Here is a 26,611-nt window from a genome sequence, read left to right as displayed (position 1 = left end):
CGCCCAATATCGAGCCCATTAATGCTAAGGCCGTGAAGCCGCCCTGGAGCCTTCGGGCAAAGGGGAGTGGTGGAGCCGCCGGTCCAAGGTGGTAGTAGGTAAGCGATGGGGTGACGCAGGAAGGTAGTCCAGCCCGGGCGGTGGTTGTCCCGGGGTAAGGGTGTAGGCCGTGTGATAGGCAAATCCGTCACACATTAAGGCTGAGACCTGATGCCGAGCCGATTGTGGTGAAGTGGATGATCCTATGCTGTCGAGAAAAGCCTCTAGCGAGTTTCATGGCGGCCCGTACCCTAAACCGACTCAGGTGGTCAGGTAGAGAATACCGAGGCGTTCGGGTGAACTATGGTTAAGGAACTCGGCAAAATGCCCCCGTAACTTCGGGAGAAGGGGGGCCATCACTGGTGAGAGGACTTGCTCCTTGAGCTGGGGGTGGCCGCAGAGACCAGCGAGAAGCGACTGTTTACTAAAAACACAGGTCCGTGCGAAGCCGTAAGGCGATGTATACGGACTGACGCCTGCCCGGTGCTGGAACGTTAAGGGGACCGGTTAGTCACATTTCGGTGTGGCGAAGCTGAGAACTTAAGCGCCAGTAAACGGCGGTGGTAACTATAACCATCCTAAGGTAGCGAAATTCCTTGTCGGGTAAGTTCCGACCTGCACGAATGGCGTAACGACTTCTCGACTGTCTCAACCATAGGCCCGGTGAAATTGCACTACGAGTAAAGATGCTCGTTTCGCGCAGCAGGACGGAAAGACCCCGGGACCTTTACTACAGTTTGATATTGGTGTTCGGTTCGGCTTGTGTAGGATAGGTGGGAGACTGTGAACTCTGGACGCCAGTTCAGGGGGAGTCATCGTTGAAATACCACTCTGGTCGTGCTGGATGTCTAACCTGGGTCCGTGATCCGGATCAGGGACAGTGTCTGATGGGTAGTTTAACTGGGGCGGTTGCCTCCTAAAGAGTAACGGAGGCGCCCAAAGGTTCCCTCAGCCTGGTTGGCAATCAGGTGTTGAGTGTAAGTGCACAAGGGAGCTTGACTGTGAGACCGACGGGTCGAGCAGGGACGAAAGTCGGGACTAGTGATCCGGCGGTGGCTTGTGGAAGCGCCGTCGCTCAACGGATAAAAGGTACCCCGGGGATAACAGGCTGATCTTCCCCAAGAGTCCATATCGACGGGATGGTTTGGCACCTCGATGTCGGCTCGTCGCATCCTGGGGCTGGAGTCGGTCCCAAGGGTTGGGCTGTTCGCCCATTAAAGCGGTACGCGAGCTGGGTTTAGAACGTCGTGAGACAGTTCGGTCCCTATCCGCTGCGCGCGCAGGAGTCTTGAGAAGGGCTGTCCCTAGTACGAGAGGACCGGGACGGACGAACCTCTGGTGTGCCAGTTGTCCTGCCAAGGGCATGGCTGGTTGGCTACGTTCGGAAAGGATAACCGCTGAAAGCATCTAAGCGGGAAGCCTGCTTCGAGATGAGGACTCCCACCTCCTAGAGAGGGTAAGGCTCCCAGTAGACGACTGGGTTGATAGGCCAGATGTGGAAGCCGGGCAACCGGTGAAGCTGACTGGTACTAATAGGCCGAGGGCTTGTCCTCAGTTGCTCGCGTCCACTGTGTCAGTTCTGAAGTAACGACCGTATTTGTAGCTGTTGCTCCGGTCAGAATTTCATAGAGTTTCGGTGGTCATTGCGTTAGGGAAACGCCCGGTTACATTCCGAACCCGGAAGCTAAGCCTTTCAGCGCCGATGGTACTGCAGGGGGGACCCTGTGGGAGAGTAGGACGCCGCCGAACAATCATTGTGGGAAAGCCCCGCACCTTATGGTGCGGGGCTTTTCTGCGTTCAGGGGCAATTCTGTGGCCCATTCCGGCAGGCGATGGTCGATTTCATCTCATGCCGGGTTCACCAGCCGGGCGTCGTACGCCAGAATCACTGCCTGCACTCTGTCCCTGGCGCCCGTCTTCGACAGGATTCTGCTGACGTGCGTCTTCACTGTCGATTCGGCGAGGTGGAGACGGGACGCGATCTCGGTGTTCGTCCAGCCCTGGCCGATGACGGTGAGGATTTCCCGTTCGCGTTCGGTGAGACCTGCCAGCCGTGGATCGGGGGACAGGGGCGCGTCCGGGGCGATCGGCAGATGATGGGCGTACATGTCGAGGAGACGACGCGTGAGGCTCGGCGCGACCACCGCGTCGCCGCTCGCCACCGCACGGATTGCCGTCCAGGCCCGGCATACGGACGTCCATCAGGACCACGTCCGGGTGGAGCCGGGACACCAGACGCACCGCCTCGGCGCCGTCCGCGGCCTCGCCGAGGAGCTCCATGTCGTCCTGGCTCTCGAGCAGCATGCGGAAGCCGAAACGCTGCATCGGCTGGTCGTCGACGATCAGTACGGTCGTCACGGGGTGGTGCCCTCCGGCAGAGGCGAGGGGTGCGAGGGATGGTGCGGGGGATGTGGCAGATGTGAGAGAGGCGGTAGGTGTGACAGGGGCGGGAGAGGCGAGTGCGGCAGATCATATGGACGCGCCAGCCGACGGCCGGCACCGGCAGCGGACCGGCCTCAAGTGTCCCGTCGTACAGGGCCGTTCGCTCCCGCATGCCGGTGATGCCGCGGCCTTCGACGCCACGGTTCGCACCTTCCGTTCTGCCGGTCCCCGTGTCCGTGACCGTCACCGTTACCCCCTCCTGTGCGTACGCCACTTCCACCTCCGCGGTCGCCGGCCGGCCCCCGTGCTTCAGGGTGTTCGTCAATGCCTCCTGAACAACCCGGTAGACGGTGAGCTGCATCCCGGCCGGCACCGAATCCGGGCTGCCCGTGACCGTCATACGGACCGGCAGGCCCGCCGCGTCCACTCCCTCCACCAACTGGTCGAGGTCGGAGAGCGAAGGCTGCGGGGCGAGTTCGGCTGTCGGGGAGTCCTCGCGCAGGACCCCCAGCAGTCGGCGCAGTTCGGAGAGGGCCTGCCGGCTGGTGGTGGCGATGGCGTCGAGAGCCTGTCCGGCGCGCTCGGGGTTCTTGGCCGCCGCGTAGGTGCCGCCGTCCGCCAGGCCCGTGATCACCGACAGGTTGTGGCCGATGATGTCGTGCATCTCCCTGGCGATACGGGTGCGTTCGGCGGCCGCGGCGAGCCGGGCCTGCTGGTCGCGCTCGACCTCGAGCTGGCGGGCACGCTCCACCAGGGAGGCGGTGTACTCCCTGCGCGTACGGACCGCGATGCCCAGCAGCGAGGCGATCACGGCCGACCACATCGTCGGGATGATCTGCTGGTCCCAACTGCCCTGCGGATGGCGCACCGCACCCACGATCAGCGGCACGGCAGCCAGCCCCACAGTCCAGGCCAGTACCTTCAGCGGCAGCCGCAGCGCGACATGGAACACGACCAGCAGCTGGATCAGAGCAGCCTGCAGGACGGCGCCGGTCCCGCTGTTGACCACCGCGAGCGGGGCCATGACGAGGAAGACGGCGAACGGGTGCGTACGCCGCCACAGCAGCGGCACGGTGAAGCCGACGGTCAGCACGGCCAGCAGCCAGGTCGGCGCATTCGGGTTCTGCGTGATGTTGCGCCAGCCGCCGCTGGTGAGGTCGATGCCCGCGACCGTCACATAGAAGCCGGTCAGCAGTACGTCCCAGACCAGCGGGCGGCGCCGGTCGAAGGTGCGTATGCGCTGGAGGCGGCCCTGGATGTACCGGGTGAGCGGCGGGGCGCCCGCGGACCAGTCCTGGTCCGGGGCGCCCCGGCTCTCCTCAGACTCGTGCGTCACGTGGCCATCCTCGTACGGGAGCGGGTCATACGTCGCGTCGTTTGAGCAGCAGCCCGGCCGCGCCCACCGCTGCCGCCGCCCAGAGAATCAGGGCGAGCAGCGCCGCACCCGGCGAGGCGGTGCCCGGCAGCTGCTGGGAGGTGGTGAGCGCCTCGACCGCCTTGGTGGGGAAGTACCTCATGGCGGTGCTCACGGCGTCGTACGGCAGCATGGCCAGCACCTCGGGCAGGATCAGTACGCCGCCGATGTAGGCGCCGATGGCGCCGGGCACCGACCGCACCAGCGCTCCGAGGCCCAGGGCCAGCAGACCCAGCAGAGTGAGGGCGGCCGCGCTGCCGAACAGCGCCCGTGCGATGCCGGGATCACCCAGGGAGCGGGCCTGTTCCGTGCCCGCCAGGAAGATCTGCGCGATGAGGAACGTGGCGAAGACCGTCACGAGGGACAGCCCGAACACGAGGGCGCCGAAGACCGCCGCCTTGGACCAGAGCACCGGCAGCCTGCGGGGCACCGCCATGAGGGACGCCCGGATCATGCCTGTTGAGTACTCGCCGGCGGTGACCAGGATGCCGAGCACCGCGAGGAAGATCTGTGCGAGCTGGGTGCCGAGCAGGACCAGGGTGATGGTGTCGACGTCGGAGTCGTCGCCGTCGTAGGTGGTGCCCATCAGGATGCCGATGCCGAGGATCAGCATGTACGCGGAGATCAGCGTGATCCAGGTCGAGCGCAGCGACCACAACTTGTGCCATTCGGAGCGCATGACCCGGGCGGGCGTCACACGGTAGGCCGTGGGGATGACCGGGGTGCTCATGTCGCTGCTCCCGTCAGGGCCGCGGTGGCCCGGTACTGGACCGTGTCGCGGGTCAGGTCCATGAAGGCCTGCTCCAGCGAGGCGGTGTGCGGGGTGAGTTCATGGAGCGGGATGGCGTGGGCGGCGGCGGTGCGGCCGATGTGCTCGCTGTTGGTGCCTCGGACTTCGAGGGTGCCCGGCGGGCCGCCGGCGATCTCGATGCCGGGGCCGGCGAGGAGCTCGGCCAGCAGGCCCGCCTCGGGGGTGACGACCTTGACCGCCGCGGCGCCGGATTCGCGTACGAAGTCCGAAACCGTGGTGTCGGCAAGCAGTCGGCCGCGGCCGATGATGACCAAGTGGTCCGCGGTGAGTGCCATCTCGCTCATGAGGTGGGAGGAGACGAGGACCGTACGGCCTTCCGCGGCAAGGGACTTGAGGAGGTTTCGGATCCACAGCACGCCCTCGGGGTCGAGGCCGTTGACGGGCTCGTCGAGGATGACGGTGGCCGGGTCGCCCAGCAGGGCGGCGGCGATGCCGAGCCGCTGGCCCATGCCGAGCGAGAAGCCCTTCACCCGCCTGCCCGCCACCTGGCTGATCCCGGCGAGGTCCAGGACGCGCAGGACGCGGCTCTTGGGGATGCCGTGGGTGTGGGCCAGCGCCATCAGATGATGGTGGGCGGAACGGCCCGGGTGGACGGAGCGGGCCTCGAGGAGCGCGCCCACCTGGTGCAGCGGCGCGGCATGGGTGACGTACGCGCGGCCGCCGATGGTGGAGTGGCCGCGGGTCGGCGCGTCCAGGCCGAGCAGCATCCGCATGGTGGTGGACTTCCCGGCACCGTTCGGGCCGAGGAAGCCGGTGACAGTGCCGGGCCTGACGGTGAAGCTCAGGTCCTGGACGACGGTCTTGTCGCCGTACCGCTTGGTGAGTCCGGCTGCTTCGATTCCGGGTGGCTTGATCATGTCTTCGACGCTACGGAGCGGGCGGCGGCGGGACATCCGACCGGGGGCGGGAGCGGGGTACGGCGAGTAGTACCGGGGTACGACGGCCAAACCGCGTTGCTCAGGGATGGGGTCCGGGTCAGTATCGGCGAATGGACTATGTCATCCGCGCCGTGCGCGCCGAGGAGTGGGCGAAGGCCCGGGAGATCCGGCTTGCCGCCCTGCGGGATCCGGCCGCGCCGCTTGCCTTCCTGGAGACGTACGAGCAGGCCGTCGAGAAGCCCGATCCGTTCTGGCAGGACCGGACCTCGGCGGCCGCTGAGGGGGTTGTGTCGCGCCAGTTCATCGCCGAGAGCCCGGATGCCCCGGACGGGCAGTGGGTGGGGACGCTCACCGTACTGGTCGAGCGGCCGGCCGGGGAGGTGCGGTTCGGTGAGGCGGCGAAGATGGACCAGACGCATGTGGTCGGGGTGTTCGTACGGCCCGAGGCGCGCGGCGCGGGTGTGGCGGAGGGGCTGTTCGAGGCGGCCCTGGAGTGGTCCTGGGCGCTGGAGGGGCCGCGTATCCAGCGGGTGCGGCTGTATGTGCACGAGCGCAATGCGCGTGCGGCCGCCTTCTACCGGCGCATCGGGTTCCTGCCGAGCGGTGATGCGGTTCCCATGCCGGGGGATCCCACGGCATGGGAACGGGAGATGGAGGTTCTGCGCTAGGGCGGCGTGCCGGCGAAGCCGTGTGCGCGGGCGTGGGCAAGAGGCGGGTGGCTAGCAGCAGGGGCGGAGGCCGGTTGCGGTGGCGGCGCCGGCGGGCGGCCGGCTCGCCGCCGCGGCCTTCTTGACCTGCGCCAGCAGCCGCCCGCGCTCCGTCCGGTCGATATAGCGGCCGGCGACGACCACCGAGTCGATACGGCGAGTGTGCCGGATGTCGGTGAGCGGGTTCGCGTCCAGCACCACCAGATCGGCCCTGCGGTCGTCGAGTCCCAGCATCCGGGAGGGCGCGGTCGTCGCGGACTCCAGCACCCGGTGGGCGGGCAGGCCGGCCCCGGCGAGCAGCGCCATCTCGTCATGGAGCGAGAAGCCGGGCACGAGATAGCCGGTGCCGCTGTCGGTGCCTGCCAGCAACTCCACGCCCGCGCCGTGCAGTTCCGCGACCAGACGCAGCCGGTGCGCGTAGATCTGCCGGATACGGGTCGCCTCGCGAGGGGTGCGGCCGCCGATCAGGGCCTCCCATGTGACCGGCCAGCTCTTCACCATCCAGGACGGCAGGTACTGCGACTGAGCCGTCCCCTCCTGCGTGGCCGGGAGCTCGTCCGGGCGCTCCAGGGTGTGGTGGACCGACAGGGTCGGCACGACACGGGTGCCGTTGGCGGCGAGGCGGTCGAAGAGGGCGCGGGCCCGGCCGGGGTCGTAGCTGCGTACGGCTTCGTACTCCAGCTCGTGCACCTGGCGGAACCAGGAGTTGTAGCGGGCCAGGCTGGAGGGCTCGTTCGGGTCGAGCCGTACGTCCGCGAGGCGGCGGCGGATCTCCTTCTCCTTCGAGGAGGTCGCCAGCAGGAGCGCGTGCAGATGCTCGATGGTCTGCTGCCCGGCGTCGCTGCACTCCGCGATGGTCATGGAGTCCGGGCAGTGGCCCGCGAACCGGATGCCCTGCCGGCGGGCCTCGTCCGCGAGGGCGAGGTAGGCGGGGCGCGAGAGGCGGGAGTAGACCTTGACGAAGTCCGCGCCGGCCCGCTTGACCTGTCGTACGGCGCGGCGGGCCGAGGCCTCGTCGCGCACCTCGATCACCGCGTTGCCGGTGTCCTGCGTGAAGAGGGTGGGCGGGCCGTCGACGAGCGGGCCGGCGATCACCCAGCGGGGGCCGAGGAGTTTGCCGCTGGTGACCCGCTGCCGCCACGCGTGGTGCTCGGGCGTGCCCCACATCTCCCGTACGGACGTGACGCCGGTCAGCGGGAAGAGCGGTGCGAGGACCTCTTCGGGGCCCGAGGTGTGGACGTGGGACTCGACCAGGCCGGGGATGACGTACTTGCCGCGCAGATCGACGGTCCGTGCGCTGCGCGGGACCACGACCTCCGCGCTGCTGCCGGAGCGGACGATACGGCCGGCGCGGACGAGGAGGGTCTGGCCGGGGAGGGTGCGCGCGCCCTCGACGAGCGTGGCGTGGGTGAGGGCGAGGAGCGCGTCGGGGTGGGGAGTGGTGGTCCCGGTCCCGGTCGCGGTCGCCGTTGCGGTGGCGGTCCCGGTCGCCGTTGCGGTGGCTGTCGCGGTCGCGGTCGCGGGGGTGGGCGTCCCGCCGACGAGCGCCGTGCCGGTCAGTGCGGCTGCGGTACCGAGGACTTGACGTCGAGTAGGCATGGGCGGGACCCCCTGAGTCGTAGTGCCGAGCGGGGCTTCGTCGCTGGGCTTGGCTATGACTCTGCCGTGCCGGGGGGCGCGGGTCAGTGGGCGTAGCAGGCAGGTTGGGGGGTGTCGCTGGCACCACCCCCGGCTACTGGTTGAGTGCCTCGCTCCAGCGGGCGCGCGCCTGTTCCGCGGAACGGAGCAGGACGAGGGCCGGCAGGCCGTGGTCCTGACCGGTTGCCAGCAGCTCCGGGAGACGGGGGAGGGGAGCCACGGCCGCGACGTCGTCGAGGACGAGCGTCATTGGTGGGTCGAGGCGACCGTCGGATGACCGTGCGGCCATGCGGCGGCCGCGCTCGACCACGTCTGAGGCGAGTGCGGTGAGCAGGGGCATCGCCCCGGGGTGCGCCCTGGGGTCCTCGATGGGTTCACCGACCACATAAAGCGTGCCCCCTTCGTTCACGAATGATTCCAGGATGAGCGAATCGGTTCGGTTCGGGGTGCACGCCTCACGGATGTGGACCGAGGAGAGCGCGGAGAGCGCGCGGACCACCAACTGCTGAGCGATTTCGCGGCGTTCGGGGTGCGCGGTGAGGGCGGACTCGAGCAGCCCGGCGAGTCCGGCGGTGGCCTTGGGGTGCGTACGGAGGATCCGTACGGCGTCATGGGCACTGCCGCCCTGCGCCCAGCGGTGGAGCTGCTTGAACGGACGCCCGTCCACGGCCGCGGCGTGCAGCCAGCAATGGAGGAGTGTTTCCGCCGTGTCCGCCATGGCGGCGTCGAGGAGGGCGCGGGGCCGTACGGGCGCGAGGAGGGCGTGGGCGCGTTCCTGGGCCCTGGCGGGGTCCTCGCAGTGCGCGGTGGGCGACCAGTGGAGGCGGGCGGGGGTGTCGCACAGATGCCCGGGGTCGTACACGAGGACGGGCCCGAGCTTGGCCCGCGCGTCCTTGGTCTCCGCCCACACCGTGGGGTCGGAGGTGACGACGAGCGCGGGTCCTTCGGCGTCCAGGACGGCCTGGACGGTGGCGGGGCGGCGGGTGGCGGGGTCGCCGTAGAGGACACGGGGGGCGCGGGGGGCGGGGACGGCGGGATGGGAGCCGAGGGGGTCCCGCGCGCTCGCCCCTTGTCCGGCGAGGGGGTGGGGGCCTGCGGTGGCGGAGTCCGCGTGGGTGCCGGGTCCGTGGGTGGCGGGTCTGTGGGCGCCGTGGGCGCTGTGGAGGCCCCGCCCTGCTCCGCGGTCGGCGAGCTGCGGGTGGCCTGCGGGCGCGGTGTACGGGCCGGGGTGGGCCGGGTCCGCGGGGTGCACGGACCCGTGGGTGTCGTTCAGGTCCCACCCGCTCGCTCCCTGTTCGGCGAGGGGCTCTCCGAGGGGGTGGGGGCCTGCGGAGATGCTCGGCCCGTAGGCGTCGTGGCGGTCCCGCTCGCTCGCCCCGTGGTCGGCCGTCCGGGGTTGGCGGGGGCTGTCACCCGTGTGCGCCGGGTCCGGGGCGGCGTCCTGTGGGTGGCCGGGGCGGCGTCCTTCTGAGCGGTACCCGCCGTCCGCGCCCGCGCCCGCACTCATGCCCGTGGCTGCGTCCCGGTCGGCCGTGGTGCCGGGCTCGGGGGCGGTGGGGAAGTCCCACTCGGCCGCCCGCTGCTCCGTGCGCGGACGGGCGGGGGCGCGGCGGTTCCGGCCGGGCGCCCCCTTCTTCGTACGCAGGCTCTCCCGCTTCGTGTGCAGGCTCTCCCGGGCCTCGGTTGGGACATGGGCGCCGGCGCGGGCCCGGACCGCGCGCCAGCGTGCCAGGGTGCCCAGGACGAATACCGTGAGGACCACCAGGACCATCAACTCGCCGATGGCCAGGCCCCAGAACAGCCCGTACCCCGACAGTTCTGCCTTGGGTGTGTTCGGCCAGGCGGACGCGAGGTCGTGGGGCTCGGACGCGAGCGCGCGCATCGCGGGCGGCGTGTTGCCGAACGTGACCCCCGCCGGCCAGGCGCCGTGCGACAGCACGCCTGCCAGCCCCGTGGCCGTCCAGACGAGCAGCGTCAGTCCGAGTACGAAGCCGAGCAGCCCCACCAACAGGCCGTCAGGGATGCCGCGCTCGTCGTCCCGCTGAGGGCGGCGGTCGTGACGGTTGTGACGTTCGCGCATGTCACGCCACCGTCGACTCGGAGGACTCCGCGTCCATCTTCTGCCGCTCGATCAGGGCCGCGCGCTCCTCCGCCTCCCACTCCGCGGCCGCTACGTCCTCGGGCAGCGCAGGTCCGGACGACTCCGTCATCGCCCGGTCGGTGAAGACCAGTGGTCGCTCCGCCTCCGTCACCAGGTGTTTGACCACTTGGACGTTGCCGTTGACGTCCCAGACCGCGATGCCGGGGGTGAGCGTAGGGATGATCTCCACAGCCCAGCGCGGCAGGCCGAGCACCCGTCCCGTCGCCCGGGCCTCGTCCGCCTTCTGTGCGTAGATCGTCCGTGTCGACGCCATTTTCAGGATCGCCGCAGCTTCCCGCGCCGCCGCCCCGTCGACCACATCGCTCAGGTGGTGGACGACCGCGACGAACGACAGACCCAGCCGGCGGCCGAACTTCAGCAGCCGCTGGAAGAGCTGGGCGACGAAGGGGCTGTTGATGATGTGCCATGCCTCTTCCACCAGGAAGATGCGTTTCTTTCGGTCGGGACGGATCCAGGTGTGCTCCAGCCACACCCCCACGATCGCCATCAGGATCGGCATCGCGATGGAGTTCCGGTCGATGTGCGACAGGTCGAAGACGATCAGCGGCGCGTCCAGGTCGATCCCGACCGTCGTCGGACCGTCGAACATGCCCCGCAGGTCACCGTCGACCAGCCGGTCCAGCACCAGCGCGACATCCAGGCCCCACGCCCGTACGTCGTCGATGTCGACGTTCATCGCCTCGGCGGACTCCGGCTCCGGGTGCCGCAGCTGGTCCACGATGTCGGTGAGCACCGGCTGCCGGTCGAGGATCGTCTCGTTGACGTACGCGTGCGCCACCTTCAGCGCGAAGCCGGACCGCTCGTCGAGCCCGTGCCCCATCGCGACCTCGATGATCGTACGGAGCAGAGCCAGCTGGCCGGTCGTGGTGATCGACGGGTCCAGTGGGTTGAGTCGGATGCCGCCGTCCAGCGCCGTCATGGGGTCGAGCCGGATGGGGGTTATTCCCAGCTCCTGCGCGATGAGGTTCCACTCGCCGACGCCGTCCTCGCCCTGCGCGTCCAGCACCACCACCTGGCGGTCCCTGAAGCGCAACTGCCGGAGGACGTACGTCTTCTCCAGCGCCGACTTGCCGTTGCCCGACTCGCCGAGCACCAGCCAGTGGGGGGCCGGGAGCTGCTGGCCGTACAGCTGGAACGGGTCGTAGATGTAGCCCTTGCCGCTGTACACCTCGCGGCCGATGATGACGCCCGAGTCGCCGAGGCCCGGCGCGGCGGTGGGGAGGTAGACGGCCTGCGCCTGCCCCGTGGACGTACGGACGGGAAGGCGCGTCGTCTCCACCTTCCCGAAGAGGAAGGAGGTGAAGGCATCCGTGAAGACGGACAGCGGATCTCGCATGGCGGACTGCCCTCTCGTTCAGCGTCGGATGCCGGTCGCGAACGGCAAGGTGTTCACAAAGGCACGGTGGTGCTCGCGGTCGCACCACTCCAGCTTCAGATAGGACTTGCCGGCCGAGGCCCTGATCGTGCGCTTGTCCCGGGCCAGGGCTTCGGGCGAACGCGCCGACACAGTGATGTACCCGACAAGGTTGACCCCCGCCGCACCGCTCGCGAGATCTTCACCCCGCTGGTCGAGCCGTCCGTGCGCGGCGATGTCGCGCGGGTCGATCGTCCGGTTCATCTTGGCGGCGCGGCTCGCGTCCGCCTCGTCGTTGGTCTTCTCGGTGAGCATCCTCTCGATGGCGACCTCGGTGGGCTCCAGGTCCATGCAGACCGCGACCGTACGGATCACGTCGGGGGTGTGAACGAGCAGCGGTGCCAGGAAGTTGACGCCGACCGGGGTCATCGGCCACTCCTTCACCCAGGCGGTGGAGTGGCACCAGGGCGCGCGGGTGGAGGACTCGCGGGTTTTCGCCTGGAGGTACGTCGCCTCCATGGCGTCCAGCTCGGCGGGCCAGGTGTTCCGTTTCGTCATCGCCTGGATGTGGTCGATGGGGTGGTCGGGGTCGTACATCGAGTGGACGAGGGAGGCGAGCCTGCCCTGGCCCAGCGGCTGGCGGACGCGGATGTCGGCCTCGGCGAGGCGGGCGCAGATGTCGGTGAGTTCGCGCGCCATGACGACGGCGAGGCCCGCGTCCTTGTCGAGCTTCTTGGTGCCGGCGGTGTGGCGGGCGGCGCGGGCCATGGCATGGGCTTCGGCCGCCAGTTCGCGGCTGTAGTGCATACAGGCGACGAGGTAGGCGCGGTGCTGCTCGCTGGAGGTGGAGACCATCGACTGAAGCTGGTCGTACGACTCGCGCAGCCAGCCGGGCGACTGCTGGTCGCCGCGCTGGGCGACGTCCTTGGCGTGTGCGTCGGGGTCGGCGGGGAGCGTACGGGCGAGCATCTGAAGGCGTGTCACGAAGCCGTCGCCGTTGGCCACATGCTTCAGCAGGGTGCCGAAACGGTCCACCAGGGCTTCCTGGTCCTCGCTGTCGCGCAGTCCGACGCCCGGGCCCTCGATCTCGATGGCGGCGGTGACGGTGCGGCGGTCGGCGTGCAGCAGGACGGCGATCTCGTCCGGGCCGAAGGGCGCGGCGAGCCAGTTGATCCGGCCGATGCCGGGGGGCGGGCCGACCTCGATCTCCCGGCCGTCGAACCGGGTGCCGGCTTCGGCGGCCGGGGAGCGGTAGAGGGTGCCGCTGCGCAGGGTGCGCTTGTAGCTGCGGTTGATCTCGTACCACTTGTAGAAGGTGCGGTGTTTGAACGGGACGTACACGGCGGCGAGCGCGAGGAGCGGGAAGCCCATCAGCAGCACGATCCGCAGGGACAGGACGGGGACCAGCAGCCCGCTCATCATGCCGAGGAACGCGCCGGCGATGATCAGCGCGATCTCGCCGGTCTCGCGGTTCTTGCCGACGATCGCGTTCGGCCGGGCACGGCCGATGAGATACGTACGGCGGGGCGTGATCGGTTGGGACTGGGTGGTCAACGCCCTCCACCTCCTGTGCTCTTGCGGTTGCTGTGCGGGGTGCCGCTGGTGGGACTGCTGCTACGCGGTGGGGGTGCGGCGGAGGGGGCAGTTCCGCCGCCCCCTCCGGGGGTGCGGTTGCTGTGCGCGGCGACGCCTCCGCTGAGGGGGTTGGAGGGGCGGCCGCTGCCGCTGTTGTTGCCGCCGCCGCCTTGGTTTCCGCGGCTGCTGTGGGTCTTGATGCCTTGGGAGACGAGGGCGGCGGGGGAGCTGATGACGGCGGCCGCGGCGTTCTCGGCGCCGTTCTGGAGGCGGTTGTTGCGGGAGTTGGCGATCTCGTCGCCGAAGCCGGGGACGAAACGGTAGATCATCGCGGAGGCGAAGATGGCGAGCAGGATGATCGCCAGGCCGGAGACGACCGCGGAGAAGGAGTCGGGGCCCTTGCCGGCGGAGAGCGCGCCGGCGAGTCCGAGGACGATCACGATCACCGGCTTGACCAGGATGATCGCGATCATGATCCCGGCCCAGCGGCGGACGTGCCCCCACATGTTCTTGTCGACGAGTCCGGAGTAGACGACGACGCCGAGGAGGGCGCCGACGTAGAGGAGCACGGCGCGGATGAACAGCTCGAGGTAGAGCACGCCGGCGGCGAGGATCGTGACGAGCGAGACGACGATCAGCATGATCGGCCCGCCGCCGATGTCGGTGCCCTTCTTCAGGGCGCCGGAGAAGTTCCCGAAGAACATCTCCGTCTGGCCGCTGGTGCCGCCGGCGATGACCTCGGTGACGCCGTCGGTCACGGAGACGAGGGTGAAGAGGATCAGCGGGGTGAAGGCGGAGGCGAGAACGGTGAGCCAGAGGAAGCCGATGGCTTCGGAGATGGCGGTGGTGAGGGGGACGCCGCGGATGGCGCGCTTGGTGACGGCGAGGAGCCAGAGGACGAGGGTGAGGATGGTGGCGGCGGCGAAGACGATGGCGTACTGGGAGAGGAAGGCGGTGTTGGTGAAGTCGACGGTGGCGGTGGACTTCACGGCCTTGGAGAGCGTGTCGACGGTCCAGGCGGCGGCGTCGGCACAGCCACGGGCGAGGGAGGCGAGGGGGTCGAGGGCGTCGGCGGGCTCGGGGGGGCCGGAGCGGGGGGCGCCGCCGGCCTTTTCGCCGTCCTCGCAGTAGTCCTTGGCGAGCCCGACGATGAGGTCGCAGGGGTTGTCGCTCTTGCTGGGGCTGGGCGTCGGGGGAGGGGTCGGTGCCGCTGAGGACCGCGATGCCAACAGGACGATTGACGTCGGAAGACTGGCCAGGGCGGTGATCGCGAGGGCACGGGGGTGCCGACTAGCGGGCATAGGTGAAGCCTCCGTATCCCTGGACAGCTCCCGCGATCTCGTCTGCGGAGGAGGCGCGGTTGTCGCCGTTGACCGGTGTCGGGCCTTCCTTCTGGCTCGACGACCCGATCTTCCAGTCGTTGCCGACCCACTTCAGGTTCTGGGTGATCGTGAACCAGGTCTCGGTCACGGGCTTGGTGGACTTCGGGCCCGCGAGCCCCACGAGGCCGGTGCACCAGACCTCGACGGTTGCCTTGTCACCGGCGAAACTTGTCGTCTTCGTGCCGACGGGCACGGTACGAGAAACGAAGGTCAGGCCGGCGGGCGCGCTGCCGTCTCCGGTCAGGCCGACGTTTGCCAGAAAGTCTGCGGAGTAGGCCTTGTCCAGATCACTCAGGAGGCCGTCGGTGACGGCGGGATCGTGAACGGTCTGCACGATGTCGCGTCTGGTCGCGGACTTGAACATGCCGTCAGAACCGAGCGCCACCGCGTAGTTCGCCGCCGCGCTCTGCGCCCCCTGCTCATCCTTTGCGTACCCCGTCGGAATCTGCCCGTTCTTCCCCGTCACCGGTTTCACCCCCGTCGCCGCCGTCGGTTGCGACCCCGTCCCCTTCGCCCCGTCCCCCGACGGGCCCTCCTCGCCCCCGCCCTGGTTCGCGAATGCGATAGCCGCGATCAGCAGCACCACGACGCCCACCACCGTGATGAGGGAGCGCGAGTTCCGCACGGGGCGGCGCGCTCCGCCGTAGACGTCGGTGTCGCCACCGCCGGGCAGGCGGGTGCGGGTCTGGCCCGAGCCGCCGAAGCTGTCGTCCGAACGGCGGTCGCCCGACTCGCTTCCGAAGCCGTGTTCGTCACCGAGGCTCATCTCGCGTACGCCCCCTCAACCCGTTGCAGTTCCGCGTAGTACGCCGCGTAGTACGACGGTAGTCGTGCTGCTTGCCTCGCGGGCGCGGTGTGGTGACTCGACATCAGGGAAACGCAACCTCAAAGGGTGGGCCGGGCGCGCCCGGAGAGGACTGGCGGGCGGCTAGACGGCCATCCCGTACACGATGGTGAACAAGGTCCCCAGTGAGCCGATGATGAAGACGCCGGTCAGTCCGGCGACGATCAGGCCCTTTCCCTGCTCTGCGCTGAACGTGTCACGCAGGGCCGTTGCTCCGATGCGCTGTTTGGCCGCGCCCCAGATCGCGATGCCGAGGCAGAGGAGGATGGCAATGGCCATCACGACCTCGATCATCACTCGAGCCTCGTTCCCCAGGCTCCCGAACGGCCCCCAGTTCGGGGCGATTCCGCCGATGATGGTGGTGATGTCGCCCTTTTCGGCTGCCAGGATCATGTAACTCACCGCCCCTGTTGGGTTGTTCAGTGCCCTTGCCCCTCGGCATGGGCTGTCGTTCTATCTTCGCTGATGAAATCGCCCGCGTATGCCGACTCGGCGGGTCTCTTTACCCGATCTCCGCACGTTTGACCGACCCCACCGTTCTGACCTGCGACGGCGCGGACCGGACCAGTACGGGTATGCCTATGGTAACTCTGTGTATCACGCAGGGTGACTCCGGGCAATGACTGTCGTTGTTCCACCTTTGGGGCCGCCGTATGCATGACGCCCCGCCGTTCAGCGGTACGAGCCCACCAGGCGCGCCAGGTGACGGCCCGCCAGGAGGAGAGGTTCCTCGCTGCGGTTGACCTGGGCGGTCACCTCCGCGCCCTCCAGGGTGCTGATCACCGTGCAGGCCAGGTCGCGCGCGACGGCCGCGGGGAATCCGCAGCGGAGCAGTTTGTCGGACACCATGTCCTGCCAGCTCTGCAGTGCCCGGGCGCAGGCCTGCTGGATCTCGGAGTCGGTGCCGAGCGTCTCCAGGGCCGCGGCCGTGACCGGGCAGCCGTCGGTCCAGCCCGATGCGCGCAGCCCCTGGGCGAGGTCGCCGGCGCAGGCCTCGATGGCGCGGGCCGGGTCGTCCTCGAGCTCCAGTGCCGTGTGCAACGTCGCCGCGAATTCCTTGCCGCTGTAGGTGATGGCCGCGACCGCGACGGCCTCCTTCCCGCCGGGGAAGAAGTGGTAGACGGAGCCGAGCGTGGCCTCCGCCTCCTTGGCGATCTGTTTGATGCCTGTGCCGACGTACCCCTGGCGCTGCAGCAGGCGGGCGGCGGCGATGACGATCCGGTCGCGGGTGCCCGGGCGTGGGGTGTCGGTCGGCATGCCGCGATCCTAATACCCAGTGAGTAGAGCGTTCGTTCTAGTGCTGTGTTACGTTTTCTTCGCTCTAGATAGAACGTTCTAGTCAATCGAGGGGATCCCATGAGCAGCAACGTGAGCCAACCGTCGGTGACCGTCATCGGGCTCGGGCCGATGGGGCAGGCCATGGTGAACGCGTTCCTGGACCGGGGGCACGGCGTCACGGTCTGGAACCGCACGGCGAGTCGTGCCGACGCGCTCGTGGCGCGCGGTGCGGTGCGGGCCGACAGCATCGAAGAGGCGCTTGCCGCCCACGAGCTGGTGGTGCTGAGCCTGACGGACTACGACGCGATGTACGCGATCCTCGGCTCCGTCGACCCGCAGGTGCTGGCCGGCCGGGTCCTGGTCAATCTCAGCTCGGACACCCCCGAAAAGGCGAGGGCGGCGGCACGCTGGGCCGCCGAGCGCGGAGCCGTACAGCTCACGGGTGGCGTGATGGCCGCGCCGTACATGATCGGGACCTCCGGCGCATCGACCGTCTACAGCGGCCCGCGCGAGGTCTTCGACGCGCACCGCACGACTCTGGAGGCGCTGACCGGTACGGACCACAAGGGCGAGGATCCTGGGCTCGCCGCGCTCTTCTACCAGCTCAGCATGGCCATGTTCTGGACGTCCATGGTGAGTTACTGGCAGGCGATCGCCATGGCGCAGGCGCATGGCCTGACGGCGGCGGACATCCTGCCGTACGCCAATAGCACGCTCGGCGGGATCGGGAGCTTCCTGGACCTCTATGCCGAGCGCATCGACGCGGGTGACCACCGTGGGGACGTGGACCGGCTGGCGATGGGTCTCGCGAGCATGGAGCACGTGGTTCGTACAGCGGCCGACGCGGGCGTCGACACGGCGATCCCGGCTGCGGTCACGGCGCTTGCCCGGCGAGGGCTGGACGCCGGACACGCGGAGGACAGTTTCTCCAGCCTGGTGGAGCTGCTCAAGGCGGTGCGTCCTGTGGATGCGGCCGAGCCGGAGGAGGTCGCGATGGGCGGCGCCGTGGGGCGCAAGCCGTAGCGGTCCCCATGAGGTGGGTCGTTGTGGCAGGGCAGGCGGCCGGACGGTTCGAGCGGGCCGGGGATTTCGGCCCCGGGCTCGGCCGGGTCGGGTGGCCGCCTGCCCGACAGCCGCTTGTCAGGCCAGGGTCACCATGTATCCGAGCAGAGCCACGGCAATGGCGATGAGTGCGATGAACGTCACTGTCGCCGCCGTACCTCCGGCGTCGCCGTTTCGGCGTGACGCCTTGCGCTCCCCGTTTTGTGTGCTCTCCGCGCCGGCTGTGTTCGCCAGGTTCTTCACGTGCTTCTCCTGTGTTGCTGTGTTGCTTGCCCCACCGTGGTCGCCGGTGGGGTTCTCGCCTCAGCCTTCCTGGCTGCGTGACACACAGTAGTCATGCCTGGTCCAGACCACTTGACGGGGGGTCCGTTCTCGGGCCGGATGCGCCCCCGCCCCCTCGTCCGCCCCTTGTCCGCCCTCTCGTCCACCCCCTGAACCCGCCGCCCCGCACCTACACTGTCTGACGTCTGACGGTGGACTGCCTTGAGGCGAAGGGTGGCTGACGGTGCGTAAGGCGTGGCTCGTCGGGGGAGCCTGCTTCGGGCTCTGCCTGAGCTTCGTCGCGCTGCTCGTCGTCGGGACCTACTCCGCGGCCGCGGGGCTGATCGGCGGAGCGAGCGGAGGCGGCGGACGAGCGGTCGGTCTGGTGAAGGGTGCCGTACCGGCGCTCTATCAGCCGCTCGTACAGAAGTGGGGCAATCTCTGCCCGGCCATCAACCCCGCGCTGCTCGCCGCACAGCTCTACCAGGAGAGCGGCTGGAACCCGAAGGCCCAGAGCCCCGCCGCCGCTCAGGGCATCGCGCAGTTCATCCCCGGCACCTGGGCCACGCACGGCGTCGACGGGGACAAGGACGGTGACCGTGACGTATGGGACCCGGCCGACGCGATTCCGTCCGCCGCCTCGTACGACTGTGAACTGGCCGGATACGTCAAGAAGGCGCCCGGCGACCCCACCGACAACATGCTCGCCGCGTACAACGCGGGCGCGTACGCCGTCATCAAGTACGGCGGCGTGCCTCCGTACCGGGAGACGAAGAACTATGTGAAGGTCATCCGCACCCTGGAGAAGAGCTTCGCGAAGCCCGTCGGCCGGGTCGAGCCGTCGCGGCAGGCCGCCGGGGCCATCTACTTCGCGCAGCAGAGGCTCGGTACGAAGTATCTGTGGGGCGGCAACGGAACGCCCGAGCAGGGCGGGCGGTTCGACTGTTCCGGGCTGACCCAGGCCGCGTACCGCACCGTGGGGATCGAGCTGCCGCGTGTCGCGAACGACCAGTACAACGCGGGCAAGCATCCCTCCCGCGACGAGCTGCTCCCGGGCGATCTGGTCTTCTTCTCGGACGACCTCACCAACTCGCGGGAGATCCGGCACGTCGGTCTCTACGTCGGCGGCGGGTACATGATCAACGCTCCGTACACTGGTGCCGTGATCCGCTTCGACAAGATCGACACCCCGGACTACTTCGGTGCGACGCGGGTCACCAAGGATGGCGCGAAGGCGTTGCCCACCGCCCGACCGGAAGCCTGACAGGGCGTCGGCGATGGCCGGAACTCTCCGCTGCGCCAAGCCTCTGAGCTGCGACGATGTGTCACTCTTCGATAACGTCATCGTGATCATTCGGTGGAGAGTGGAACGTACGCGGGGAATAGGCCGTTCCCTGGACAGGGACAGCCGCACTGACCATGCAGCAGACACCGCACTGACCACGGGGGTTGGTAGAGGCGGCGCACACGGAAGTGTGCCGCGCCAGGCAACAAGGCAAGGGGCAGCAGATGGCTGGACTCGCAGCGGATGGGTCGAACCCCGACGTCAGCCTGCTCTATGACATCAACGGTCTCGCCAAGGACGCGCCCCCGTGGCTCGACCGCACCATGGAGTTCATCGGCGAGTACGGAATCATGCTCGCGATGGTGCTGCTGGTGCTCTGGTGCTGGTGGAGCGTGCGCCGGCGCGGGACCACCGAGGACTCGGTGGCGGCCGTCGCCGGGCTGGTCTGGGCGCCGCTGGGTGCCGCGATCGCGCTGCTCGTCAACATCCCGATCCGCGGGTTCGTGGAGAGACCACGGCCGTTCCTGGACCATCACGGGCTCGAGGTCCTGGTGGCCGGCAAGACCGACTACTCCTTCGTGAGCGACCACGCGACGATGGCGATGGCGATCGGGGCCGGACTCTTCGTCGCGCACCGGAAGTTCGGCTTCGCCGCGATCGGGCTCGCGCTGGCCGAAGGCTTCTGCCGCGTCTACATGGGCGTGCACTACCCGACCGACGTCGTGGGCGGATTCGCGCTCGGTACGGCGGTGGCGCTGCTGCTCGCGCCCCTCGCGCTGGCCCTGCTGACGCCGGTGGTGTCGGCGGCCGCCGCGTCGGGGCGGATCGGCCGCCTCGTACGGTCAAGGCGGGTGGTGGCGGGCGGATATGCGGAAAGGCACGAGACGCTCGACATCCCGGAGCCGAGGACCGAGGGGGCCGGGAACGGGGAGAACGACCTCGCGGCCTGACCGTACGGCCCCGGGATGCGGGTACGCGTGCAGATGCGGGTACGGGTACCGGGCGGGCTACAGCGCCTGTACCGGGCCGGGCGGCTACAGCGCCTGCGGGAAGTCGAAGACCCTGCCCGGGTCGTACTGCTTCTTCAGGCGCGTGAGGCGGTCAGCGGCGGGTCCGTAGTACGCCCGTCGCCAGTCGGCGAGGGCGGGATCGATGTAGTTCTGGTACGCCGCCCCCGAGGCGTAGCGGCGCATGGACCCATGGGCGGTTTTCAGCCACGCCTGCTGGGCGGAGCCCGCGGTTCCCGGGCGCCAGGCGGCGATGTACTGCGCGAGCATCCGTGAACGCCGGTGCACGAACGACGTCGCGAGCGGGTCCACGCGGTTGATCGCGCCGCCGAGTGCGGTGAGCGCGACGGAACCGCCGCCACCGCCCTGGCCGGGCGAGATCCGGGTGAACGCCTCGACCGAGGAGAGCAGGGCGCGCCGCCCGGCGGGGGACAGACCGCGGTCGAAGAAGTCGGAGGCGGCGGCGTACGTCTCCCGCTGGAGCACGCCCTGGGGCGTACGGCCCGGAGTGGTGCCCGGCAGATGGCACTGGGCCTCGGTGAATGTCGAGCAGCCGGCGTAGAGGCGCATCGCCTCGAGGTAGCTGCGGCGGCGCACGGACACCGAGCGGGCGGGGGAGCCGGCCTTGTCGGCAAGGCGGTCGAGGGCGTTCTTGAGGTCGCCCTCGGTGCCGAGGGTGAAGGCGGAGACGGAGAGAGTGGGGGTCCTGCCACCCGGACCGGCGGCCAGGTGGAGCGCCGACCATATCTCGTCCGGCTGAGCCGGGCCCCACTGCTGCCAGGCGGCGAGTACGGCATCCGCCTTCGACCAGGGCCAGCTGAGGTAGGCGGTCACGCTCGGGGGCGTGGGATGCGTACGGAAGCGGAGGCGGGTCACGACACCGAAGTTGCCGTTGCCCGCGCCGCGCAGCGCCCAGAAGAGGTCCTTGTTCTCGGTGGCGCTCGCGGTCAGCTTCTTGCCGTCGGCCGTGACGATCGTGGCGGAGGTGAGGCTGTCGCAGGTCAGGCCGTAGGCGCGGGAGGTGACGCCATGGCCGCCGCCGAGGGTCAGGCCGGAGACGCCGACGGTGGGGCAGGAACCGGCGGGGATGGTGCGGTTGTGGCGGCCGAGGGTGTTGTAGACGTCGATGAGTTTGGCGCCGGCGCCGATGGAGCCGTCCGCGGTGACGCGGTTCAGCCGGGAGACGTCGATGACGAGACGGCCGTTGCCGGAGGACCAGCCGGCGTAGGAGTGGCCGCCGTTGCGGATGGAGACCGGGGTGCGGTGGGCCCGGGCGTAGGCCAGGCACTCCTTGACGTCGTCCTCGCCGGCGACATAGGCGACGGCGGCGGGCTTCAGGGAGTCGAAGCGGGTGTTGTAGAGCTGTCGGGCGGTGGGATAGGCGGCGTCGGCGGGCCGCACGAGCGTCCCGTCGAGCCCACGCCCGAGGGCGCCCCAGTCGGGAGCCGCTGAGGGTGCGGGTCCACGGGTGGGGGTGCGGGCGAGCGTGGCCGCGGGCGGGGGTGTGGCGAGGGGTGCCGCGGTGGCGCCGTCGCCGCCCTTGCCTGTGCAGGCGGTAGCGGTGAGGGCTACAGCGGTGGTGAGCAGTGTGCGCCGGTCCATGGGGCCTCCTGGAGAGGGAGACGGTTCCAGGGGGTGGGGGGTTCCGGGAGTGGGCGGTGTTTCCACTCCCGCGCCTTTGCGTGGCAACACTCTGCGGTTCCGCCGCGTGGATGGCGGCTCCGGTATCGGGTGGTTTGCCCCCAACTGCCCGCGCTGGGATGCGGAAGCGCGCGGGGATCCTCCACTGCCCTCGGGAGGGTCGCGGCGCAGGTCAGGGGGTTGATCCGTGCAACTCGGCGTCCGTACGTGCCCGTTCGCGGGAACGGCGGGCCGGGCCCGACCACCCGCAGGTGCAGCGGGCCGTGCAGAAGGAGCCGCGGTCCGTGGTGGTGGTGTGGTGGTGGCGGGCTTCGGCAGGCGGGTCTTGGTGGAGCACGTCTCCACGGTACTGGGGCGCGCAAGTGCGCGGGAGAGGCCGCGTGACGAGGGGCCACGGCCGTCGTTATGCGGGACGGGTGGGGGTCTCCGTAGACGCAGCCGTTCCGTGTTGGGGGTTGGCAGGTCATGGTGGTGCAGCAGCACAGGCGCAGGGACGGAGCGTTCGCCGTCGCGGCCGCCCTACTGGGGGTCGTCGCCGCCAGCGGATGCTCCGGCGGGGGCGCCGTCGCCGAGGACTGGCGGGTCGTCGGCTCCGTGGACCAGGTGCGCAACGCCGCCGACGCCCTCGCTGTGGCCGGGAGCTCCAAGGCCCGCACGTCCATGGAGATGGCCACCGGCGGGACCCGTGTGACCATCCGCGGCGAGGGCGCGTACGACTTCGAGCGGCGGATGGGCCGGCTCGTCGTCGTCCTGCCCAAGGATCCCGCCGGCGCGGACGAGCACCGGCCGGTCACCGAACTGCTGACCTCCGGCGCGTTGTACATGAAGAACCGCGGCGCGGGTGTGCCCGCCGACAAGTGGGTCCGCGTCGACACGACCACCCTCGAGGACGGGAACCTGGTCACCGGCGGCGCCACCGATCCCCTCGCCGCCGCCGAACTGCTGCGCGGCGCGCGTGACGTCACCTACCTCGGCGACGAGGAGCTGGCCGGGACCAAGGTGCGCCACTACCGCGGAACCGCCGACATCGCGTACGCCGCCCGTATCGCCGAGCCGCATGCCCGCGCTTCGCTCGCCGCCGCGGCGAAAGGGTTCGCCGAGGACACCGTGCCCTTCGACGCGTATCTCGACGAGGCGGGCCGGCTGCGCAAGGTGCGCCACGAGTTCAGCTTCGCCAGTCAGGGCCGTACGGCCGCCGTGACATCGACCACCCTGCTGTACGACTTCGGTACGCCCGTCGCTGTGCGTCTGCCGGAAGAACGGGACATCTACGCCGGGAAGATCAGGGCCTAAATGGTCCGGACGTGCCATGCGCGGTCCGTGCATCACTCCCTACGCTAGGAAGTCGACACCGGCAGGAAGAGGTGATTGCACGTGGCTCCGCCCAGTACGACAACCGTCCAGGACTACGTGGCCCTCGCCGAGATCGAGCTGTGTGGCGAGTTGATGATCGCGGCATCGGCCGCGGACGAGGATCGGCTCAGCCCGGACCGTATCGACGAGGTGCTGATGGTGGCAGCCGAGCGGTCCGTACTCCCACGGCAGGAGTGACGGGAAACACCGGCCGGGCGGCATGGCGGTCGGGCGGCATGGCGGTCGAGCAGCGGGGTGGCTGAGCGGCCCGGGCAGCCGGGCAGCTCAGCGGTCGCGGACGCCGGGCAGCCGGGACGCCGTCGGCGCGCCCCGGCGCTGCGGGAGGGGAGGTCAGGTGAGCGTGCTCACGTACGGAGAAGGCGGGCGATCGCCTTCGTCGCCTCCTCCACCTTCGCGTCGATCTCCTCGCCGCCCTTCACCGCCGCATCCGCGACGCAGTGCCGCAGGTGCTCCTCCAGCAGCTGGAGCGCGAAGGACTGCAGGGCCTTCGTGGAGGCAGAGACCTGGGTGAGTATGTCGATGCAGTAGACGTCCTCGTCGACCATCCGCTGCAGCCCGCGGATCTGTCCCTCGATCCGGCGCAGCCGCTTGAGATGCTCGTCCTTCTGCTTGTGGTAGCCGTGCGTCCCCCCGTCATGGCTGCCGGTGTGGTCCGTGCCCGGGGGGCCGGCCGCCTCGGTGGTCGTCATCGCGTCCTCCCGTTGTCCGCCAAGGGGCTTGATACCCCTCATGGGTATATGGTAACGAATCGTTTCGGATCGGGACGGGGCCCCGTGCTGATCCCTGTGCTCGATGGGCGACACTGAACAACGCCGGTTAGCCGTGGCCGGATGATGCGCCTAGCATCACCCTGACCGAATCCAGAGCACCCCGAGGACCCCACGTGCGATTTCGTCTGACCCCCAGGGAGACGAGCTTCTACGACATGTTTGCCGCATCCGCGGACAACATCGTCACGGGCTCCAAGCTCCTGATGGAACTGCTCGGGGCGGACTCCTCCGCCCGGGCCGAGATCGCGGAGCGGATGCGGGCAGCAGAGCATGCGGGGGACGATGCGACTCACGCGATCTTCCACCAGCTGAACTCCTCCTTCATCACGCCGTTCGACCGCGAGGACATCTACAACCTCGCGTCGTCGCTCGACGACATCATGGACTTTATGGAGGAGGCCGTCGACCTGGTCGTGCTGTACCAGGTCGAGGAGCTGCCCAAGGGTGTCGAGCAGCAGATCGAGGTCCTGGCGCGGGCGGCCGAGCTGACCGCCGAGGCGATGCCGCACCTGCGGACCATGGACAACCTCACCGAGTACTGGATCGAGGTCAACCGTCTCGAGAACCAGGCCGACCAGATCCACCGCAAGCTGCTGGCCCACCTCTTCAACGGCAAGTACGACGCCATGGAGGTGCTGAAGCTCAAGCAGATCGTGGATGTGCTGGAAGAGGCCGCTGACGCCTTCGAGCATGTCGCGAACACCGTGGAGACCATCGCGGTCAAGGAGTCCTGAACCACGTGGACACCTTTGCGCTGATCGTGACCATTGGTGTCGCGCTCGGATTCACCTACACCAACGGCTTTCACGACTCCGCGAACGCCATCGCGACCTCCGTCTCCACCCGCGCGCTGACGCCGCGCGCCGCCCTGGCGATGGCCGCGGTGATGAACCTCGCCGGCGCCTTCCTCGGCCAGGGTGTGGCCAAGACCGTCAGCGAGGGGCTCATCGAGACGCCCCAGGGCTCGCGTGGCATGGGCATTCTCTTCGCCGCGCTGGTCGGCGCGATCGTGTGGAACCTGGTCACCTGGTACTTCGGACTGCCCTCGTCCTCGTCCCACGCGCTGTTCGGCGGCATGGTGGGCGCGGCGCTCGCGGGCGGGACCGAGGTCATCTGGACCGGCGTGCTCGAGAAGGTCGTCATCCCGATGTTCATCTCGCCGGTCGTCGGCCTGGTCTGCGGCTATCTGGTGATGGTCGCGATCATGTGGATGTTCCGCAAGTCCAATCCGAGCAAGGCCAAGCGCGGTTTCCGGATAGCGCAGACGGTCTCGGCGGCGGGCATGGCCCTCGGTCACGGTCTGCAGGACGCGCAGAAGACGATGGGCATCGTGGTGATGGCGCTGGTCATCGCCGATGTCGAGGGCCAGGGCGACGCGATCCCGGTCTGGGTGAAGATCGCCTGTGCGCTGATGCTCTCGCTCGGTACGTACGCGGGCGGCTGGCGCATCATGCGTACGCTCGGCCGCAAGATCATCGAGCTGGACCCGCCGCAGGGCTTCGCGGCGGAGACGACAGGTGCGTCGATCATGTTCGGCTCGGCGTTCCTGTTCCACGCGCCGATCTCGACGACGCATGTGATCACCTCGGCGATCATGGGAGTGGGCGCCACGAAGCGGGTGAACGCGGTTCGCTGGGGCGTCGCCAAGAACATCATTCTGGGCTGGTTCATTACGATGCCGGCGGCCGCGGCTGTGGCGGCGATGAGTTACGGGGTCGTGTACCTGACCTTCGGCTGACGGCCGCGGGTCGGCACGCCCTTCGGGCGAGGACAGAGGTCCAGGAACAGGTGTGGGCCCGCCCCTCTGGGAGAGAGGGGCGGGCCCTTCGCCTTGCGGTGGCACCGCCATGCAGCACCGCGAGACGGCTTGGGGGCGCCGGAGGAGTTCGGCGGTCCGCCCGGGTGAACCCACCACCGGCAGTAACCGCCAACGCCCCCGGCCCGGGTCCACCACGGGACCGGCCGGTTATCCGAAGCGGCCCGAGATGTAGTCCTCCGTCGCCTGCACCGACGGGTTGGCGAAGATCCGCTCGGTCTCGTCGATCTCGATCAGCTTGCCGGGCTGGCCGACCGCCGACAGGTTGAAGAAGGCCGTACGGTCCGAGACGCGCGCTGCCTGCTGCATGTTGTGCGTCACGATGACGATCGTGAAGCGCTCCTTCAGCTCGCCGATGAGGTCCTCGATCGCGAGCGTGGAGATCGGGTCCAGCGCCGAGCACGGCTCGTCCATCAGCAGCACATCCGGCTCGACCGCGATCGCGCGGGCGATGCACAGACGCTGCTGCTGGCCGCCGGAGAGCCCGGAGCCCGGCTTGTTCAGGCGGTCCTTGACCTCGTTCCAGAGGTTCGCGCCCTTGAGGGACTTCTCGACGACGTCCGCCAGCTGGCTCTTCTTGTACGAGCCGTTCAGCCGGAGGCCCGCCGCGACGTTGTCGAAGATCGACATCGTCGGGAAGGGGTTCGGGCGCTGGAAGACCATGCCGACCGTACGGCGCACGGCGACGGGGTCGACGCTCGATGCGTACAGGTTCTCGTCGTCCAGCAGCACCTTGCCCTCGACGCGGCCACCGGGGGTGACCTCGTGCATACGGTTCAGGGTGCGCAGGAAGGTGGACTTGCCGCAGCCGGACGGGCCGATGAAGGCCGTCACGGAGCGGGGCTCCACGGTCATCGAGATGTCCTCGATGGCCTTGTGGGAGCCGTAGTACGCGGTGAGGCCGCTGACGTCGATGCGCTTGGCCATGTGAA

The 26,611-nt window shown here is 69.1% G+C and carries 23 protein-coding genes, 2 rRNA genes and 2 pseudogenes (1 of these 27 only partly in view); 10 read left to right on the top strand and 17 right to left on the bottom strand.

The window, feature by feature from the left end:
• Positions 1-1,592, top strand: a 23S ribosomal RNA gene (locus tag OG883_RS30445) (it extends 1,532 nt beyond the left edge of the window).
• A gap of 79 nt (positions 1,593-1,671) precedes the next feature.
• Positions 1,672-1,788: ribosomal RNA gene (gene rrf, locus OG883_RS30440) — 5S ribosomal RNA — on the top strand.
• 98 nt (positions 1,789-1,886) lie between these two features.
• On the opposite strand, the pseudogene OG883_RS30435 reads toward rrf, so the two are convergent.
• From OG883_RS30435 to OG883_RS30420, 4 genes and pseudogenes are all read right to left on the bottom strand, one after another.
• A pseudogene (locus OG883_RS30435) lies at positions 1,887-2,397 on the bottom strand (response regulator transcription factor).
• A 112-nt stretch (positions 2,398-2,509) separates the two neighbouring features.
• Positions 2,510-3,757 (bottom strand): annotated as a pseudogene (locus OG883_RS30430) (sensor histidine kinase); the annotation flags it as partial.
• 25 nt (positions 3,758-3,782) lie between these two features.
• Positions 3,783-4,565, bottom strand: coding sequence for an ABC transporter permease (locus tag OG883_RS30425; protein ID WP_266547421.1), 783 nt, complete (start codon positions 4,563-4,565; stop codon positions 3,783-3,785).
• The gene (locus OG883_RS30420; RefSeq protein ID WP_266547418.1) at positions 4,562-5,503 is read right to left on the bottom strand and encodes an ATP-binding cassette domain-containing protein; all 942 of its coding nucleotides are present in this window, start codon (positions 5,501-5,503) and stop codon (positions 4,562-4,564) included. Before OG883_RS30420 ends, OG883_RS30425 begins: the two co-directional genes overlap by 4 nt.
• A 131-nt stretch (positions 5,504-5,634) precedes the next feature.
• Here OG883_RS30420 and OG883_RS30415 point away from each other — a divergent pair, with 131 nt between their 5' ends.
• Complete coding sequence (locus tag OG883_RS30415; protein WP_266547415.1) at positions 5,635-6,192, top strand: GNAT family N-acetyltransferase; 558 nt, start codon at positions 5,635-5,637, stop codon at positions 6,190-6,192.
• A 51-nt stretch (positions 6,193-6,243) separates the two neighbouring features.
• Here OG883_RS30415 and OG883_RS30410 read toward each other — a convergent pair whose 3' ends face one another.
• The 8 genes from OG883_RS30410 to OG883_RS30375 all read right to left on the bottom strand — a co-directional run bounded on the left by OG883_RS30410 (position 6,244) and on the right by OG883_RS30375 (position 16,442).
• Positions 6,244-7,830, bottom strand: coding sequence for a hypothetical protein (locus tag OG883_RS30410; protein WP_266547412.1), 1,587 nt, complete (start codon positions 7,828-7,830; stop codon positions 6,244-6,246).
• Between the two features lie 133 nt (positions 7,831-7,963).
• Positions 7,964-9,949: a type IV secretory system conjugative DNA transfer family protein gene (locus OG883_RS30405; RefSeq protein ID WP_266547409.1), complete on the bottom strand. Its 1,986-nt coding sequence runs from the start codon at positions 9,947-9,949 to the stop codon at positions 7,964-7,966.
• A 1-nt stretch (position 9,950) separates the two neighbouring features.
• The gene (locus OG883_RS30400) at positions 9,951-11,366 is read right to left on the bottom strand and encodes an ATP-binding protein (protein WP_266547407.1); all 1,416 of its coding nucleotides are present in this window, start codon (positions 11,364-11,366) and stop codon (positions 9,951-9,953) included.
• 18 nt (positions 11,367-11,384) lie between these two features.
• A complete protein-coding gene (locus tag OG883_RS30395) occupies positions 11,385-12,938 on the bottom strand; it encodes an SCO6880 family protein (protein WP_266547404.1) in 1,554 nt (517 codons plus the stop codon).
• On the bottom strand, positions 12,935-14,260 hold the full coding sequence (locus OG883_RS30390; RefSeq protein ID WP_266547401.1) for a hypothetical protein: 1,326 nt from the start codon (positions 14,258-14,260) through the stop codon (positions 12,935-12,937). Before OG883_RS30390 ends, OG883_RS30395 begins: the two co-directional genes overlap by 4 nt.
• A complete protein-coding gene (locus tag OG883_RS30385) occupies positions 14,250-15,107 on the bottom strand; it encodes a hypothetical protein (protein WP_266547398.1) in 858 nt (285 codons plus the stop codon). Before OG883_RS30385 ends, OG883_RS30390 begins: the two co-directional genes overlap by 11 nt.
• 162 nt (positions 15,108-15,269) lie before the next feature.
• Positions 15,270-15,578 carry a hypothetical protein gene (locus tag OG883_RS30380; RefSeq protein ID WP_005315450.1) on the bottom strand — a complete coding sequence of 103 codons (309 nt, stop codon included), beginning with the start codon at positions 15,576-15,578 and terminating at the stop codon, positions 15,270-15,272.
• Positions 15,579-15,857: 279 nt separating this feature from the next.
• Positions 15,858-16,442, bottom strand: a complete 585-nt coding sequence (locus OG883_RS30375) for a TetR/AcrR family transcriptional regulator (RefSeq protein WP_266547394.1) — start codon at positions 16,440-16,442, stop codon at positions 15,858-15,860.
• 99 nt (positions 16,443-16,541) lie between these two features.
• On the opposite strand from OG883_RS30375, the gene OG883_RS30370 reads away from it, so the two are divergent.
• The gene (locus OG883_RS30370; RefSeq protein ID WP_266547392.1) at positions 16,542-17,486 is read left to right on the top strand and encodes an NAD(P)-dependent oxidoreductase; all 945 of its coding nucleotides are present in this window, start codon (positions 16,542-16,544) and stop codon (positions 17,484-17,486) included.
• 117 nt (positions 17,487-17,603) lie between these two features.
• On the opposite strand, the gene OG883_RS30365 is transcribed toward OG883_RS30370, so the two are convergent.
• Positions 17,604-17,768 carry a hypothetical protein gene (locus OG883_RS30365; protein ID WP_266547389.1) on the bottom strand — a complete coding sequence of 55 codons (165 nt, stop codon included), beginning with the start codon at positions 17,766-17,768 and terminating at the stop codon, positions 17,604-17,606.
• A gap of 262 nt (positions 17,769-18,030) precedes the next feature.
• On the opposite strand from OG883_RS30365, the gene OG883_RS30360 reads away from it, so the two are divergent.
• A complete protein-coding gene (locus OG883_RS30360) occupies positions 18,031-19,050 on the top strand; it encodes a bifunctional lytic transglycosylase/C40 family peptidase (protein ID WP_266547386.1) in 1,020 nt (339 codons plus the stop codon).
• A gap of 245 nt (positions 19,051-19,295) precedes the next feature.
• Positions 19,296-20,021 carry a phosphatase PAP2 family protein gene (locus OG883_RS30355; RefSeq protein WP_266547384.1) on the top strand — a complete coding sequence of 242 codons (726 nt, stop codon included), beginning with the start codon at positions 19,296-19,298 and terminating at the stop codon, positions 20,019-20,021.
• A gap of 84 nt (positions 20,022-20,105) precedes the next feature.
• On the opposite strand, the gene OG883_RS30350 is transcribed toward OG883_RS30355, so the two are convergent.
• Both OG883_RS30350 and OG883_RS30345 read right to left on the bottom strand, forming a co-directional pair.
• Positions 20,106-21,680 carry an FAD-binding oxidoreductase gene (locus OG883_RS30350; RefSeq protein WP_266547381.1) on the bottom strand — a complete coding sequence of 525 codons (1,575 nt, stop codon included), beginning with the start codon at positions 21,678-21,680 and terminating at the stop codon, positions 20,106-20,108.
• Positions 21,681-21,891: 211 nt separating this feature from the next.
• Positions 21,892-22,056 (bottom strand): hypothetical protein, encoded by a 165-nt coding sequence (locus OG883_RS30345; RefSeq protein ID WP_266547378.1) that lies wholly within the window; start codon positions 22,054-22,056, stop codon positions 21,892-21,894.
• A 128-nt stretch (positions 22,057-22,184) separates the two neighbouring features.
• On the opposite strand from OG883_RS30345, the gene OG883_RS30340 reads away from it, so the two are divergent.
• The gene (locus OG883_RS30340; RefSeq protein ID WP_266547375.1) at positions 22,185-23,012 is read left to right on the top strand and encodes a hypothetical protein; all 828 of its coding nucleotides are present in this window, start codon (positions 22,185-22,187) and stop codon (positions 23,010-23,012) included.
• Positions 23,013-23,087: 75 nt separating this feature from the next.
• Positions 23,088-23,270 carry a hypothetical protein gene (locus OG883_RS30335; protein ID WP_266547372.1) on the top strand — a complete coding sequence of 61 codons (183 nt, stop codon included), beginning with the start codon at positions 23,088-23,090 and terminating at the stop codon, positions 23,268-23,270.
• Between the two features lie 167 nt (positions 23,271-23,437).
• Here OG883_RS30335 and OG883_RS30330 read toward each other — a convergent pair whose 3' ends face one another.
• Positions 23,438-23,782: a metal-sensitive transcriptional regulator gene (locus OG883_RS30330; RefSeq protein WP_266549597.1), complete on the bottom strand. Its 345-nt coding sequence runs from the start codon at positions 23,780-23,782 to the stop codon at positions 23,438-23,440.
• A 194-nt stretch (positions 23,783-23,976) separates the two neighbouring features.
• Between OG883_RS30330 and OG883_RS30325 the strand changes: the two genes are divergently transcribed.
• Complete coding sequence (locus tag OG883_RS30325) at positions 23,977-24,597, top strand: DUF47 domain-containing protein (RefSeq protein WP_266547369.1); 621 nt, start codon at positions 23,977-23,979, stop codon at positions 24,595-24,597.
• 5 nt (positions 24,598-24,602) lie between these two features.
• The gene (locus tag OG883_RS30320) at positions 24,603-25,601 is read left to right on the top strand and encodes an inorganic phosphate transporter (RefSeq protein ID WP_266547366.1); all 999 of its coding nucleotides are present in this window, start codon (positions 24,603-24,605) and stop codon (positions 25,599-25,601) included.
• Between the two features lie 228 nt (positions 25,602-25,829).
• Here OG883_RS30320 and pstB read toward each other — a convergent pair whose 3' ends face one another.
• A complete protein-coding gene (gene pstB, locus OG883_RS30315; RefSeq protein WP_266547364.1) occupies positions 25,830-26,606 on the bottom strand; it encodes a phosphate ABC transporter ATP-binding protein PstB in 777 nt (258 codons plus the stop codon).
• Positions 26,607-26,611: the final 5 nt, after the last annotated feature.

This window comes from Streptomyces sp. NBC_01142, assembly GCF_026341125.1.
Taxonomy (GTDB): domain Bacteria; phylum Actinomycetota; class Actinomycetes; order Streptomycetales; family Streptomycetaceae; genus Streptomyces.
Note: the sequence above shows the minus strand (reverse complement) of the source record. Positions and strands in the feature narration are given on the sequence as shown.

Excerpts from the sequence above, each read along its gene's own strand:
- OG883_RS30425 (WP_266547421.1), bottom strand. The coding sequence starts at position 4,565 with ATGAGCACCCCGGTCATCCCCACGGCCTACCGTGTGACGCCCGCCCGG.
- OG883_RS30420 (WP_266547418.1), bottom strand. The coding sequence starts at position 5,503 with ATGATCAAGCCACCCGGAATCGAAGCAGCCGGACTCACCAAGCGGTAC.
- OG883_RS30415 (WP_266547415.1), top strand. The coding sequence starts at position 5,635 with ATGGACTATGTCATCCGCGCCGTGCGCGCCGAGGAGTGGGCGAAGGCC.
- OG883_RS30410 (WP_266547412.1), bottom strand. The coding sequence starts at position 7,830 with ATGCCTACTCGACGTCAAGTCCTCGGTACCGCAGCCGCACTGACCGGC.
- OG883_RS30405 (WP_266547409.1), bottom strand. The coding sequence starts at position 9,949 with ATGCGCGAACGTCACAACCGTCACGACCGCCGCCCTCAGCGGGACGAC.
- OG883_RS30400 (WP_266547407.1), bottom strand. The coding sequence starts at position 11,366 with ATGCGAGATCCGCTGTCCGTCTTCACGGATGCCTTCACCTCCTTCCTC.
- OG883_RS30390 (WP_266547401.1), bottom strand. The coding sequence starts at position 14,260 with ATGCCCGCTAGTCGGCACCCCCGTGCCCTCGCGATCACCGCCCTGGCC.
- OG883_RS30385 (WP_266547398.1), bottom strand. The coding sequence starts at position 15,107 with ATGAGCCTCGGTGACGAACACGGCTTCGGAAGCGAGTCGGGCGACCGC.
- OG883_RS30380 (WP_005315450.1), bottom strand. The coding sequence starts at position 15,578 with ATGATCCTGGCAGCCGAAAAGGGCGACATCACCACCATCATCGGCGGA.
- OG883_RS30375 (WP_266547394.1), bottom strand. The coding sequence starts at position 16,442 with ATGCCGACCGACACCCCACGCCCGGGCACCCGCGACCGGATCGTCATC.
- OG883_RS30370 (WP_266547392.1), top strand. The coding sequence starts at position 16,542 with ATGAGCAGCAACGTGAGCCAACCGTCGGTGACCGTCATCGGGCTCGGG.
- OG883_RS30355 (WP_266547384.1), top strand. The coding sequence starts at position 19,296 with ATGGCTGGACTCGCAGCGGATGGGTCGAACCCCGACGTCAGCCTGCTC.
- OG883_RS30350 (WP_266547381.1), bottom strand. The coding sequence starts at position 21,680 with ATGGACCGGCGCACACTGCTCACCACCGCTGTAGCCCTCACCGCTACC.
- OG883_RS30340 (WP_266547375.1), top strand. The coding sequence starts at position 22,185 with ATGGTGGTGCAGCAGCACAGGCGCAGGGACGGAGCGTTCGCCGTCGCG.
- OG883_RS30330 (WP_266549597.1), bottom strand. The coding sequence starts at position 23,782 with ATGACGACCACCGAGGCGGCCGGCCCCCCGGGCACGGACCACACCGGC.
- pstB (WP_266547364.1), bottom strand. The coding sequence starts at position 26,606 with ATGGCCAAGCGCATCGACGTCAGCGGCCTCACCGCGTACTACGGCTCC.